The organism is Streptomyces sp. NPDC048606 (genome assembly GCF_040650855.1).
Taxonomy (GTDB): domain Bacteria; phylum Actinomycetota; class Actinomycetes; order Streptomycetales; family Streptomycetaceae; genus Streptomyces.
Genome location: NZ_JBEZIB010000039.1, coordinates 1 through 13,091, shown reverse-complemented (window position 1 = coordinate 13,091; position 13,091 = coordinate 1). Strand labels below are relative to the sequence as shown.

Below are 13,091 nucleotides of genomic sequence, written 5' to 3'. Positions count from 1 at the left end.
ATCCGTCGAAGACCATTGAATCTACCGGCCGGAAACCACACCGTAAGAGGCGGAGCAGGTGATTCGCGCCACGGCTCGCACGCCTGACATGCTGACCCCCGAACCATCCCGGAATCAGCCGCCGCAACGACACGGAACGCCAGGAACGGGACACATGACAGCGGAAGCGAAGGCCGTCACGAAACCGGCGACCACACCGGCGTCCCCTCCCCTGACGGAACGCCAGGAGGCACGCCGCCGCCGGATCCTGCACGCCAGCGCGCAGCTGGCCAGCCGGGGCGGCTTCGACGCCGTCCAGATGCGGGAGGTCGCGGAGGCCGCCGGCGTCGCGCTCGGCACGCTGTACCGGTACTTCCCCTCGAAGGTGCACCTGCTGGTGGCCACCATGCAGGACCAGCTCCAGCACATGCACACGACGCTGCGCAAGCGCCCCCCGGCGGCGGAGGACCCGGCGGAGCGGGTCGCGGAGACCCTGATGCGGGCCTTCCGCGCCCTGCAACGGGAACCGCACCTGGCGGACGCCATGGTCCGCGCCCTGACCTTCGCGGACCGCAGCGTGAGCCCCGAGGTGGACACGGTCTCGCGGCTGACCACGGCGATCGTCCTCGACGCGATGGGCCTGGACGCCCCGCCGACGGCGCAGCAGCTCTCGGCGGTCCGCGTCATCGAGCACACCTGGCACTCCGCCCTGATCACCTGGCTCTCGGGCCGCGCCTCGATCGCCCAGGTCAAGATCGACATCGAAACGGTCTGCCGCCTGATCGACCTGACGTCCCCGGAAAAGTCCTGATCCCACCCCCGCCACCCCCACCCGGGCCCCGGGCGGAACACCAGGCACTCCGCGGCCCCGAGAAGGAGCGATCGGTTCCATGACCGGCGAGGACGGCTCCCGGCAGCCGAAGTACCGGCGGATCGCCGATGCGTTGAAGGCATCCATCACGTCGGGGGAGTACGGCCCGGCGATCGGCTGCCCGGTGAGAACGAGCTCATGGCCCGGTACGAGGTCGCGCGGATGACCGCCCGCCAGGCGCTCGGGGTGCTCCGGAACGAAGGGCTCGCGGAGGCCCGCAAGGGCGCCGGCGTCTTCGTCCGGGCCTTCAGGCCCCTGCGGCGGCGCGGAATCCAACGGCTCGCTCAGGAGCGGTGGGGCTCGGGGCGGTCCGTCTGGTCCACCGACACCGAGGAGCGCGAGCTCCTCGTCGACCAGGTCGACGTACGGGAGGAGGAGGCCGACGAGCGCGTGGCCGACGCCCTCGGCGTCCCCGCCGGCGCCCGGGTCTGGGTACGCGGCCGCCGCTTCGTCCTCGACGGCAAGCCGGTGCTCTTCGCGACCTCGTACCTGCCCTCGGACATCGTCGCCGACTCCGCCGTCACCACGCCCGACACGGGCCCCGGCGGCACGTACGCACGGCTCGCGGAGCTGGGCCACGAGCCCGTCCGCTTCCGCGAGGAGATCCGCTCCCGGATGCCCTCGGCGGACGAGGCCGAACGTCTGGCCCTGTCCATGGGCACGCCCGTCATCCGGATCGTCCGCACCGCCTTCACCCGGGACGGCCGGGCCGTGGAGGTCAACGAGATGACCCTGGACTCCGCTTCCTACGTGCTGGAGTACGACTTCGACGCCTAGGCCGTCCCCCGCGGGTCGGGCGGGTCTTGCATCATGGGCCGCGTGAACACCGAGACCTGCGATCCCGTCGAGTTGGCCGCCCTTCGGGCCTTGTTCGCCGCGAGGCCCGGGGCCTCGCCCGCGGCCGGGTGGGAGGCGGTGCGGGCCTTCGAGGCGGAGCACGGCGTCGTGCTGCCGGAGCCCTACCGCACGTGCGTGGCGGAGGTCTGCGACGGGCTGCCCGACGGTCCGCCCCACTACGGGCTGCTGCCCCTCGCGGACACGCCGTCGGACTGGGGCCGGGGCCGGCCCGAGCGCCGGTTGGCCGAGCCCTTCCCGCTCACGGCGGCCTGGCTGTGGGAGGCGGAGGAGGACGGGGCGACGCTGTCGGTGGAGGAGTTCGAGGCCCGGACGGACCCCGTGTTCGACCACGGCTCGCTGCTGCTGGGCACCGACGGCTGCGGCATGTACTGGCACCTGATCGTCACCGGCCCGCAGCGCGGCCACGTCTGGCAGATCGCCGGCGAGGGCGCGATGCCCTTCGGCCCCGAGTCGCCCGACGCCGTGATGCCCGGCACCCCCGGCTTCACGGGCTGGGCGACCCACTGGGCCGAGGGCCGCGACTGGTTCCCGTAGCCGCGCCGACGCGCGCGCTCAGCCCTCGTGGGGGGCGCGGGTGGCGGCGTCGCGGCGGTAGGCCTCGTCGCAGGCGGGGTCGTGGCGTCGGGCCAGGAGGGAGAGGGTGTCCAGCAGGCCGCCGTTGCCCAGCTCCAGGCTCCAGGGGCCGCTGTCGAGCCGGGTCCCCGGTACGGGGCCCTCGCGGCGCGCCGTGACCCGCCAGCCCCGCTGTTCCAGCGCCGCTTCGAGCGCGGCCGTCCCGGCCTCGTCGGCGGAGCCGACGCCCGTCCAGGACGCCACGCAGTCGGCCGTGGCGCCCTGCGGCACGGGATCCGGTGCGCCGCCGCCGACCCCGGCGGCGGCGGTGGCGGCGGTCAGCTCCGCGAGGACCACGTCGCGCGCGGCGTCCTTCCCGGTACGGGCGGGGACCTCCACCGCCGACTCCACCGGGACCCAGCCCATCGGGTCCCGCGGCGTCGGGGCGGACACCAGGGTGGTCCCGAACGCCACGACGGCGCCCAGGGCCATGACCACGCCCGCGGCCGCGAGTGCCGACCTGACCACGTTCACGCCGTGCTCCCGTCCTCCGCCGCCGGGCCGCGGCGCGGCCCGCGACGGCGGAGGTCAGCGTATGCGGTCGCCCGAGCGCTCTAGTCCTCGGGCGGGAACACCGGTTCGCCCGTCGCGGCCACGGTGATGAGGATGGCCTCGACCGGGCAGCCCTCGGCCGCCGTCAGGGTGGGTTCGTTGGCGTCGGTCTGGGGGGTGCGCGGGTGGGACTGGCGGGCCGAGTCGAGGCTGAAGCCGTCCGGGGCGTGGTTCACGCAGAAGCCGGAGCCGATGCAGACCCCGCGGTCCACCTCGACCTGCCAGCGGTCCCCCATCACGCACCCGCCGGCAGGTGGATCATCTTGTGCTCCAGGTACTCGCTCAGCCCCTCGGGCCCGAACTCCCTTCCCACGCCGCTGTTCTTGTAGCCGCCGAAGGGGCCGAGCATGTCCAGGCTGAAGGTGTTGACGTTGAAGGTGCCGGTGCGGACGCCGCGCGCGAAGTCGACGCCGTGCTCGACGTCCGCCGTCCAGACGCTGCCGCTGAGGCCGAACTCCGAGTCGTTGGCCACCCGCAGGGCCTCCTCCTCGCCCCCGTAGGGGATCAGGCAGACGACGGGGCCGAAGATCTCCTCGCGGGCGATCCGCATCGAGTTGTGGACCTCGCCGAAGAGGGTGGGCTCGACGTACCAGCCTCGTTCCAGGCCCTTGGGACGGCCGCCGCCGGTGAGGACCTTGGCGCCCTCCTCCTGGCCGATGCGGATGTAGTCGAGGGAGCGCTGTTGCTGGCGGCGCGCGACGAGCGGGCCGAGCTGGGTCGCGGGGTCGAGCGGGTCGCCGACGACGAGGGCCCCGGCCGCCGCCACGAGGGCGTCGGCGATCTCCTCGTAGCGCCCGCGCGGGGCGAGGATCCGGGTCTGCGCCACGCAGGCCTGGCCGTTGTTCATCCAGGCGGCCGGGACGATGCCCGCGACGGCGGCGTCGAGGTCGGCGTCGGGCAGGATCACGGCGGCGGACTTGCCGCCCAGCTCCAGGGTGACCCGGGTCAGGTTGCGGGCGGCGACCTCCATGACGCGCCGACCGGCCGGCACCGAGCCGGTGAAGGCGACCTTGTCGACGCCCGGGTGCCCGACCAGGTACTCGCTGACCTCCCGGTCGGCGGGCAGGATCGACAGCACCCCCTCGGGCAGCCCGGCCTCCCGCGCGATGTCGGCCAGGATGTAGGAGTCCAGCGGCGCCTCGGGCGAGGGCTTGAGGATCACCGAACAGCCGGTGAGCAGCGCGGGCGCGAGCTTCGCGGCGGCCACGAACTGCGGGACGTTCCACGGGATGACGGCGGCCACGACCCCGACGGGCTCGCGGCGCACCAGGATCGGGCCGAGCGCGCCCTGGCGGCGTTCCTCGTAGGGGTACGCGGCGGCGACCTTGAGGGCGGAGTCGTAGACCATCATCGCGCCGAGGGCCTGGGCGAGGACGCTCCAGGAGTACGGGGACCCGTTCTGGGAGCTGATGGAGCGGGCGATCTCCTCGTGGCGGACGGCGATGGCGTCCTTGATGCGGGAGACGACCGCGATGCGCTCCTCCAGGGTGGTGCGCGGCCAGGGGCCCTCGTCGAAGGCCTTGCGGGCGGCGGCGACGGCGCGGTCCACGTCGGCCTCGGCGGCGTGCGGGACGGAGCCGATGACCTGCTCGGTGTGGGGGGAGACGATCCGGATGGTGTCGGTGCCCAGCGGATCGGTCCATTCCCCGCCGATGAACAGTTGTCCGTGTTCCACGAGCTCGGTCATCGCCGCTGCCTCCTGGGGCCGGTTCGCGTTTCGAAAACTGATACCAGTTCTAGTTGGAGGAGTCCACGGCCAGGACGGAACAGCCCGGAAGATCTGCCGACTGGTCAGGAGGGCGGGAAGATGGTCGACTTGGGCTACCACTGGAACATGTTCTGATTGCCCGCGCAGAGGGCGGCAGGGGGTCTCATGCCCAAGGACACTTCGAACGGCACCTCGGGAGACGGCACCGCGACGGACGGCATCGCAGGGGACGGCACCGCGACGGCCGGGGCGGGCGAGGCGCCGGCCGACCCGCCCCGGGTCCTCGACCACGGGGTCGTCGACCACGGAGTCATCGACCACGGCGGCGGGGTGTGGGGCATCAGGGTCCCGATCCCCGACAACCCGCTCGGCCACACCCTCGTCCACGTCCTCGACACCGACCTCGGACCGGTCCTCATCGACACCGGCTGGGACGACCCCGACTCCTGGGACGCCCTCGCCTCCGGGCTCGGCGCCCTCGGCCTCGCCGTGGCCGACGTGCACGGCGTCGTCATCACCCACCACCACCCCGACCACCACGGCCTGTCCGGGCGGGTCCGAGAGGCCTCGGGCGCGTGGATCGCCATGCACGCCGCCGACACCGAGGTCGTCGTACGCACCCGATCCGCCGAGCCCGGCGTCTGGTTCGACTACATGAGCGAGAAGCTGGCCGCCGCCGGGGCCCCCGAGGAACACGTCGCCCCGCTGCGGGCCGCCCGGGCGAGCGGCCGGCTGCGGACCCTGCCCGGGCTGCGCGCGGCCGTCCCCGACCGGGAGATCGTCCCCGCCGAACTGCTGCCGCTCGCCGGCCGCCGGCTGCGCGCGATCTGGACCCCCGGCCACACCCCCGGCCACGTCTGCCTGCACCTGGAGGAGGCCCACCCCGCGAACCTCCCCGGCAACGGCCGCCTGTTCTCCGGGGACCACCTGCTGCCCGGGATCTCCCCCCACATCGGCCTGTACGAGGACCCCTCCGGCGACCGGGTCACCGACCCCCTCGGCGACTACCTCGACTCCCTCGAACGCGTCGGCCGCCTGGAACCCGCCGAGGTGCTCCCGGCGCACCAGCACGCCTTCACCGACGCGCCCGCCCGCGTGCGGGAGCTGCTGGAGCACCACGAGGAACGACTGACCGGGCTGTGGCGGTTGCTGGCCGCCACCCCGCTGACCCCCTGGGCGCTCGCGGAACGCATGGAGTGGAACCGCCCCTGGGAGCAGATCCCCTACGGCTCCCGCACCATCGCCGTCTCGGAAGCGGAAGCCCATCTGCGGCGGCTGGTGAAGCAGGGTCGGGCCGAGGCGGTACCGGGCGGCGACCCCGTCGCCTACCGGGCGCTGTGACCGCCGCCGGTCCGCCCGCCCGGCGGACCGGCGCCGCGGACCACCACCGCGCCCGGCGACACGACGCGGACCCGGGCCGGCCCCGGGCACGGGCGCGGACCGGGCACGGGGGCGGGCGCGGGGGCGGCGTACGACCGGGGCGCGGACCCGGCACGGGGCGCCGTACGGCCGTCGACCGCGCCGCCGCGGTAAGGGGCGCCGCCGCCCGGCGCCACCCGGCCCGTGGGCTACGGGCCGGTAGAGTGAGGCCGTCGTCCATCCTTCCGGGCGGGGGAAAGCCGGCGCGAATCCGGCGCTGACCCGCAACCGTGACCCGGCCCGCCCCGCGCGGGACGGCAGCCGGAACGCCCCGACCGGAGGTGCGCGGCTCGTGCCGCCGGAACCGCCGGCGGCCGGCACCGTCGAGGTAAACGGAGCCGGAGCCCGGTGCCTGCGCGTGCCTGCCTCCCGTTCCCCAGCACGAGAGGCACCCGCCCCACCATGAACGTCCGCCGCAGCGCCGCCACGCTCGCCGCCTCCGCCGTGCTCTGCGTGGGTGCCGCCCCCGCAGCCCTCGCCGACACCCCGCCGCCGTCCCCGTCGGCCCCGCCCGTCGTCCCCTCCGGCCTGTTCGGCAAGGCCGACCCGACGTACGACGGCGTGTGGCGCCAGTCCATCGCGCTGCTGGCCCAGCAGACGCTCGGCCTGAAGCCCGCCCCGCAGGCCGTCGACTGGCTGACGGGGCAGCAGTGCGCGAACGGCGGCTTCGCCTCGTTCCGCGCCGACGCCGCCAAGGCCTGCGAGGCGACGACGATGCTCGACACCAACGCCACCGCCATCGCCGTGCAGGCCCTCAAGGCCCTCGGCGGCAAGGACGCCGCCGTCAAGAAGGGCGTGGACTGGCTGAAGTCCGTCCAGAACGAGGACGGCGGCTGGTCCTACGTCCCCGGCTCCCCCAGCGAGGGCAACTCCACCGCGATCGTCACCAGCGCGCTCGCCGTCGCGGGCGAGAAGCCCGCCGAGGTGAAGTCGAAGGCCGGCAAGTCCGCCTACGACGGCCTGCTCTCCTTCCAGCTCGGCTGCGCCGCGGAGCCGGCCTCCGACCGCGGCGCCTTCGGCTACCAGCCGGCCGACGGCAAGCTCGCCGCCAACGCCGACGCCACGGCCGCCGCCGCGCTGGCCGGCCTCGGCAAGGGCGCGGTCGTCGTGCCCGCCGCCACCGACACCCCGGCCGCCGCCCTGACCTGCCCGGCGACCGCCGGCGACGTGGCGGGCGCGGCCCAGGGCGCGGCCGGCTACCTGGCCGAGGCCCTCAGGAAGGACGGCCACCTGACGGCCGTCACCCCGGGCGCGGACCAGCCGACCGCCGACACCGGCAACACCGCCGATGCCGTGCTCGCCCTCGCGGCCGCCGGGCACCGCCAGTCCGCGGCGGGCGCCCTGGAGTGGCTCAAGGGCAACTCGGCGCAGTGGGCGCAGGGCAACCCTGCGGCGCTGGGCACCCTCGTCCTCGTCGCGCACGCGACCGGCACCGACCCCAAGGCCTTCGGCTCCACCGACCTGGTCTCCGCGCTGAACGCCACGGGCCCCGCCCCGCAGAAGGCCGACGCCGAACCCACCGAGGTCGAGAGCGAGAAGAAGCAGGGCTCCGACAACCAGAACGTCTGGTGGATCGTCGGCGCGGGCGCCGCCGCCGGCATGGGCATCGGCATCCTGCTGAGCGGTCGCCGGAAGAAGAACCAGCTGTGAGCAGCCGCCGCGGCGCTGCCGGGGCGGCTCCCGCCCCGGCCACACCGGCCATACCGGCCGTCCTCGCGCTCCTGTCCGTCCTGGGCCTGCTGCTGACCCTGTTCGCGGCCTCCCCCGCCCTGGCGGCGAGCTACCGCTACTGGTCGTTCTGGGACGCCAAGGACGGCCAGTGGGCGTACGCCACGCAGGGCCCGTCGACCGCCCGACCGGCCGACGGCTCCGTCCTCGGCTTCCGCTTCGCCGTGAGCAAGGACGCGGGGGCCGAGGCGGCCCGGCCGCGCGCCGCCGCCGATTTCGCGGCGGCCTGCGCGGACACCGCGCCGGTCGACGGCCGCAAGCGCGTCGGCGTGGTCATCGACTTCGGGCTGCCCGCGGACGCCCCCGGCGGGGAGAAGCCCCCGCAGGACGCCCCGCGCACCGCCTGCGCCCAGGTCGCCCCGCAGGCCACGGCCGCCGAGGCCCTGGCCGAGGTGGCGAAGCCGCTGCGGTACAACGGCGCGGCGCTGCTGTGCGGGATCACCGGATACCCGAAGGCGGGCTGCGGCGAGCCGATCGCCGACACCGGTGACGGGGCGGCCGACGCGGCCCCGCCTTCGGCCTCCGCCCCCGCGCCCGAGGCCGGCTCCGCGTCCCCGTCCACGTCGACCGGGGCCGCCGACGCCGAGGACTCCTCGGGTCCGTCGGCCGGCCTGGTCGTGGGCGTCGCGGCCGTGGCCGCCCTGGCCGCGGCCGGCGTCTGGCAGTCCCGCCGCCGCCGACGGTGACGGCTCCCTCCGGCGGGCCCGCCCGCGCGGACGGCGACCTCCCGCGCTCCGGCCGCGCGCGAACGGTCCGCACGCACGGCCCCGCACCCGACGGACCGTCCCCGGCCGGGGACGGCGCGGGCGGGGCCGGTCGGGGGGCGCGCGGGGCGACGTACGAAAGGCCCGTGCGGGAAGGGCGCCTGCGGGCCCCGCAGGCCCGGCGCGGCAACGCCCTGCACGCGGGGGCCTGGTGGCTGTGGGCCCTGGGCCTGGCCACCGCCGCCTCCCGGACCACCAATCCGCTGCTGCTCGGGCTGATCGTCGGCGTCGCCGGGTACGTGGTCGCCGCCCGCCGCACGGACGCGCCGTGGGCCCGCTCCTACGGGGCGTTCGTCAAGCTCGGCCTGTTCGTCATCGGGCTGCGGCTGCTGTTCTCCATGGTGCTCGGCTCCCCCATCCCCGGCACGCACACCCTCTTCACCCTGCCGGAGGTCCCGCTGCCCGCCTGGGCGCAGGGCATCCGCTTCGGCGGGCGGGTCACCGCCGAACAGCTCGTCTTCGCCTTCTACGACGGAGCGAAGCTGGCCACCCTGCTGATCTGCGTGGGCGCCGCCAACGCGCTCGCCAATCCGGCGCGCCTGCTGAAGTCCCTGCCGGCCGCACTGTACGAGGCGGGCGTGGCGGTGGTCGTCGCCATGACGTTCGCGCCGAACATGGTCGCCGACGTGGTGCGGCTGCGGACCGCGCGCCGGCTGCGCGGACGCCCCACCGGCGGGGTCGGGGCCGTCCTCCAGATCGGCCTTCCGGTGCTGGAGGGGGCCCTGGAGCGGTCGGTGGCCGTCGCGGCGTCGATGGACGCGCGCGGCTACGGGCGCACCGCGCACGTCCCTCCCGCCGTACGGCACACCACCACGGTCCTCACCCTCGGCGGGCTCCTCGGCATGTGCGCCGGCACCTACGGGCTGCTCGCCGCCGAGGGCGCCGGCTACGGGCTGCCCGTGCTCGGCATCGGCCTGGTGCTGGCCCTCGCCGGACTGCGGCTCGGGGGGCGGCGCAGCCTGCGCACCCGCTACCGGCCGGACCGGTGGGGCGTGCGGGCCTGGCTGGTCGCCGGTTCCGGGGCGGCGGTCGCCGCCCTGCTGATCCGGGCCGCGTCGGTGGACCCGGAGGGGCTGCGACCGGGCGTGGTGCCGCTGGTCGCGCCGACGCTGCCGCTGTGGCCGGCGGCGGCGATCCTGATCGGCCTGTTGCCGGCCTTCGTGGCCCCCGTACCGCCCTCGTCTTCCAAGGAGCTTGACCGGTGATCCGCTTCGAGCAGGTGTCGGTGACCTACGACGGCGCCGCGCGCCCATCGCTGCGCGACGCGGACTTCACCCTCCCCGAGGGGGAGCTGACGTTGCTCGTCGGCCCGTCCGGGGTCGGCAAGTCGACCCTGCTCGGCGCGGTGTCGGGGCTGGTCCCGCACTTCACGGGCGGGCGGCTGAGCGGGCGGGTGACGGTCGCGGGCCGTGACACGCGCACGCACCGGCCGCGCGAGTTGGCCGACGTGGTGGGCACGGTGGGCCAGGACCCGCCGGCGCACTTCGTGACGGACGTGGTGGAGGACGAGCTGGCGTACGGCATGGAGTCCCTGGGGCTGCCGGCCGCGGTGATGCGGCGCCGGGTGGAGGAGACCCTGGACCTGCTGGGCCTGAACGAGCTCCGCGACCGTCCCATCGCCACCCTGTCCGGCGGCCAGCAGCAGCGGGTGGCGATCGGCTCGGTGCTGACCCCGCATCCGAAGGTCCTCGTCCTGGACGAGCCGACGTCCGCCCTGGACCCGGCGGCGGCGGAGGAGGTCCTCGCGGTCCTCCAACGCCTGGTCCACGACCTGGGCACGACCGTGCTGATGGCGGAGCACCGCCTGGAGCGGGTGGTGCAGTACGCCGACCGCGTGCTGCTGCTGCCCTCCCCGGGGGCCGCGCCGGTGCTCGGCACCCCGGCGGAGATCATGGCCGTCTCCCCCGTGCACCCTCCGGTGGTCTCGCTGGGCCGGCTGGCCGGCTGGTGCCCGCTGCCGCTGTCCGTCCGCGACGCCCGCCGCCGCTCCGAGCCCCTGCGCGCCCGTCTGGCGGAAGCCACCGCGGCACCGGGGCCGGTGCCGGTACCGCCGGCGGGGTCCGCATCGGGTTCCGGGTCCGTAGCGGGGTCCGACGCCGTAGCGGGTTCCGCACCCGTTGCGGGTTCCGGACCCGTAGCGGGGCCCGACCCCGTAGCGGGTTCCGGATCCGTAGCGGGGCCCGCCGGCGGTACCAGCCCCGTAGCGGGGCCCGACCCCGCGCGGGCGTCCGCCGCGCGGGGCGCCTCCCCGGCCCCCGACCCGGCCGCTCCGGGCCCCGGTGCGGGGCCCGGGCCCGTCGCCGCGTCCGGCGCGTCCCCCGCCGCCGCCCTCGCCCTCGACCTCCCGGCTCCGGGCGCCGGGGCCCGGTCCGAGCCGCCGCTCGACGCACCGGGACGAACGCCCCGATCCGAGCCCGAGGCCCCGCCCGGCGGCGCCCGCACCGGCCTGTCGGCCCGGCTGCTCGCCGCTCTGCCGGCCCGGCTGCGGCGCCGGGCGGAGCCCTCCCCGGGCCACCCCGACGGGGCCGCCGACGCCGGCGACCGCTCCGCCGCCGCGGCGAGCGTCACCGCCCTCCACGTCCGGCGCGGCCGCGCCGAGGTGCTCCGGGCCGTCGACCTCGCCGTCGCCCCGGGCGAGACCGTCGCCCTGATGGGCCGCAACGGCGCCGGGAAGTCCACCCTCCTCGCCACCCTGGTCGGCACGGTCGCCCCCGCCTCCGGCCGGGTCACCGTCGGCGGCCTCGTCCCGCACCGCACCGCGCCCGCGGAGATGGTGCGCCGCGTGGGCCTGGTCCCGCAGGAGCCCCGCGACCTCCTCTACGCCGACACCGTCGCCGCCGAGTGCGCCGCCGCCGACTCCGACGCGGGCGCCGACCCCGGCACCTGCCGCGCCCTGGTCGGCGCGCTGCTGCCGGACGTCCCGGACGACACCCACCCCCGGGACCTGTCCGAGGGCCAGCGGTTGACCCTGGCCCTGGCCCTGGTCCTCACCGGTCGGCCCGCCCTGCTGTTGCTCGACGAGCCGACCCGCGGGCTGGACTACGCCGCCAAGGCCCGGCTGGTCGAGCTGCTGCGCGCGCTGGCGGCCGAGGGGCACGCCATCGTGCTGGCCACGCACGACGTGGAGCTGGCGGCCGAGCTGGCCCACCGGGTGGTCATCCTGGCGGGCGGCGAGATCGTCGCGGACGGTCCGACGGCCGAGGTCGTCGTGTCCTCGCCCGCCTTCGCCCCGCAGGTGGCCAAGATCCTCGCTCCCGGACACTGGCTCACCGTCTCCGGGGTGGCCGCGGCCCTCGCCGCGGTGGAGGCGCCGTGACCCCCGCGACCCCCGCGACCGGCCCCGGCTCCGGCGCGGGCCGCACCACCCGCCCGGTACGGATCGGTCCCCGCGCCGCCGCGGCCCTGGTCCTCGTCACCCTGATCGGCGTCGCCGCCTTCGGCTGGCCCCTGCTCGCGGACCGCCAGTCGGGCCTGGCCCACTCGGCGGACGCCCCCTGGCTCTTCGCGGCCCTGCTGCCGCTCCTGGTGGCCGTGGTCGTGGCGACCATCGCCGATCAGGGCATGGACGCCAAGGCCGTGGCCATGCTGGGCGTGCTCGCGGCGGTGGGCGCGGCGCTCAGACCGCTGGGCGCCGGCACCGCCGGGCTGGAGCCCATGTTCTTCCTGATGGTGCTGAGCGGTCGTGTCCTGGGTCCGGGCTTCGGCTTCGTGCTGGGCTCCGTCACGATGTTCGCCTCCGCCCTGCTGACGGGCGGGGTGGGGCCGTGGATGCCCTTCCAGATGCTGGCCCTGGGGTGGTTCTCGCTGGGCGCCGGGCTGCTGCCCGGGCCGGAGCGGATCCGGGGGCGGGCCGAGCGGGCGATGCTCGCGGCGTACGGGTTCGTGGGCTCGTTCGCGTACGGCACGATCATGAACCTCCAGGGGTGGGTGATCCTCCAGGGCATGGGGCAGGGGATCTCCTTCCACCCCGGGGACCCGGTGGCGGAGAACCTGGCGCGCTTCGTCGCGTACTGCCTGGCGACCTCGCTGGGCTGGGACCTGGGGCGGGCCGCGCTGACCGTGGTCTTGACCCTGACGCTCGGCCCCACCCTGCTGAAGGCGCTGCGGCGCGCCACGCGGAAGGCGGCGTTCGACGCGCCCGTCTCCTTCGATTCCGGCGCGGAACCGGCGCCGGACCACCCCCGGGAGGGGGGTACGGGTGGTGACGTTCGGTGAGATCCGGGGGCGTGGCCGGTGACCCGCCCCACAGGACCCACGTCACATACGAAGCGGGATCGTAGGCCCTGAAGGTCCCTTACGTCGGCCCGACAACCGCCCCCCACCTGCGGGAACGACCCTCCGGTGGGGGTGGGGCCGCCGGGCCCGGTGTGTGGGGGTGGGGTAGTAGACGGGGTCGTTGCCGGCGGGTCGGGGGGTCGGTAGAACTGGATGAGTCGCAAGGCGGCGGGGTCGCTTTCCCCGCCACCGACGTTCCCCTCTCCCTGGCGTGAGTGGTTCACGCATGCCCTCGGCATGCCCGCGACCGTCCTTGTCCCCTTCGGAAGGTCCCTCCGTGTCCAACGCCGTCATCCGCCGCATCGCCGCTTCGAAGAAGACCCTC

Annotated in this window: 11 protein-coding genes and 1 pseudogene; 9 read left to right on the top strand and 3 right to left on the bottom strand. The window is 75.8% G+C overall.

Annotated elements, in window-relative coordinates; all coding sequences use genetic code 11:
• The first annotated feature begins 154 nt into the window (after positions 1-154).
• The 3 genes and pseudogenes from AB0D01_RS32580 (at position 155) to AB0D01_RS32570 (ending at position 2,242) form a co-directional block, all read left to right on the top strand.
• Positions 155-790 carry a TetR family transcriptional regulator gene (locus AB0D01_RS32580; protein ID WP_363061630.1) on the top strand — a complete coding sequence of 212 codons (636 nt, stop codon included), beginning with the start codon at positions 155-157 and terminating at the stop codon, positions 788-790.
• 79 nt (positions 791-869) lie between these two features.
• Positions 870-1,627 (top strand): annotated as a pseudogene (locus AB0D01_RS32575) (GntR family transcriptional regulator).
• 33 nt (positions 1,628-1,660) lie between these two features.
• Positions 1,661-2,242 (top strand): SMI1/KNR4 family protein, encoded by a 582-nt coding sequence (locus AB0D01_RS32570; protein ID WP_363061628.1) that lies wholly within the window; start codon positions 1,661-1,663, stop codon positions 2,240-2,242.
• 18 nt (positions 2,243-2,260) lie between these two features.
• On the opposite strand, the gene AB0D01_RS32565 is transcribed toward AB0D01_RS32570, so the two are convergent.
• From AB0D01_RS32565 to AB0D01_RS32555, 3 genes are all read right to left on the bottom strand, one after another.
• Positions 2,261-2,794, bottom strand: a complete 534-nt coding sequence (locus AB0D01_RS32565; RefSeq protein ID WP_363061626.1) for a hypothetical protein — start codon at positions 2,792-2,794, stop codon at positions 2,261-2,263.
• Positions 2,795-2,874: 80 nt separating this feature from the next.
• Positions 2,875-3,108 carry a ferredoxin gene (locus tag AB0D01_RS32560; RefSeq protein ID WP_363061624.1) on the bottom strand — a complete coding sequence of 78 codons (234 nt, stop codon included), beginning with the start codon at positions 3,106-3,108 and terminating at the stop codon, positions 2,875-2,877.
• Entirely contained in the window at positions 3,108-4,559 is a 1,452-nt protein-coding gene (locus tag AB0D01_RS32555; RefSeq protein WP_363061622.1) for an aldehyde dehydrogenase, read from the bottom strand. The genes AB0D01_RS32560 and AB0D01_RS32555 overlap by 1 nt, the downstream gene beginning before the upstream one ends.
• Before the next feature lie 186 nt (positions 4,560-4,745).
• Here AB0D01_RS32555 and AB0D01_RS32550 point away from each other — a divergent pair, with 186 nt between their 5' ends.
• The 6 genes from AB0D01_RS32550 to AB0D01_RS32525 all read left to right on the top strand — a co-directional run bounded on the left by AB0D01_RS32550 (position 4,746) and on the right by AB0D01_RS32525 (position 12,706).
• Positions 4,746-5,921 (top strand): MBL fold metallo-hydrolase, encoded by a 1,176-nt coding sequence (locus tag AB0D01_RS32550; RefSeq protein WP_363061620.1) that lies wholly within the window; start codon positions 4,746-4,748, stop codon positions 5,919-5,921.
• Between the two features lie 480 nt (positions 5,922-6,401).
• The gene (locus tag AB0D01_RS32545; protein WP_363061618.1) at positions 6,402-7,649 is read left to right on the top strand and encodes a prenyltransferase/squalene oxidase repeat-containing protein; all 1,248 of its coding nucleotides are present in this window, start codon (positions 6,402-6,404) and stop codon (positions 7,647-7,649) included.
• A gap of 80 nt (positions 7,650-7,729) precedes the next feature.
• A complete protein-coding gene (locus AB0D01_RS32540) occupies positions 7,730-8,413 on the top strand; it encodes an SCO2322 family protein (RefSeq protein WP_363061750.1) in 684 nt (227 codons plus the stop codon).
• A gap of 164 nt (positions 8,414-8,577) precedes the next feature.
• Positions 8,578-9,696: an energy-coupling factor transporter transmembrane protein EcfT gene (locus tag AB0D01_RS32535; RefSeq protein WP_363061616.1), complete on the top strand. Its 1,119-nt coding sequence runs from the start codon at positions 8,578-8,580 to the stop codon at positions 9,694-9,696.
• Positions 9,693-11,807: an ATP-binding cassette domain-containing protein gene (locus tag AB0D01_RS32530; RefSeq protein ID WP_363061614.1), complete on the top strand. Its 2,115-nt coding sequence runs from the start codon at positions 9,693-9,695 to the stop codon at positions 11,805-11,807. The genes AB0D01_RS32535 and AB0D01_RS32530 overlap by 4 nt, the downstream gene beginning before the upstream one ends.
• Positions 11,804-12,706, top strand: coding sequence for an ECF transporter S component (locus AB0D01_RS32525; RefSeq protein WP_363061612.1), 903 nt, complete (start codon positions 11,804-11,806; stop codon positions 12,704-12,706). Before AB0D01_RS32530 ends, AB0D01_RS32525 begins: the two co-directional genes overlap by 4 nt.
• The last annotated feature ends 385 nt before the right edge of the window (positions 12,707-13,091 follow it).

Coding starts and splice junctions, on each gene's coding strand:
- AB0D01_RS32545 (WP_363061618.1), top strand. CDS start 6,402: ATGAACGTCCGCCGCAGCGCCGCCACGCTCGCCGCCTCCGCCGTGCTC.
- AB0D01_RS32550 (WP_363061620.1), top strand. CDS start 4,746: ATGCCCAAGGACACTTCGAACGGCACCTCGGGAGACGGCACCGCGACG.
- AB0D01_RS32560 (WP_363061624.1), bottom strand. CDS start 3,108: ATGGGGGACCGCTGGCAGGTCGAGGTGGACCGCGGGGTCTGCATCGGC.
- AB0D01_RS32570 (WP_363061628.1), top strand. CDS start 1,661: ATGGGCCGCGTGAACACCGAGACCTGCGATCCCGTCGAGTTGGCCGCC.
- AB0D01_RS32580 (WP_363061630.1), top strand. CDS start 155: ATGACAGCGGAAGCGAAGGCCGTCACGAAACCGGCGACCACACCGGCG.
- AB0D01_RS32555 (WP_363061622.1), bottom strand. CDS start 4,559: ATGACCGAGCTCGTGGAACACGGACAACTGTTCATCGGCGGGGAATGG.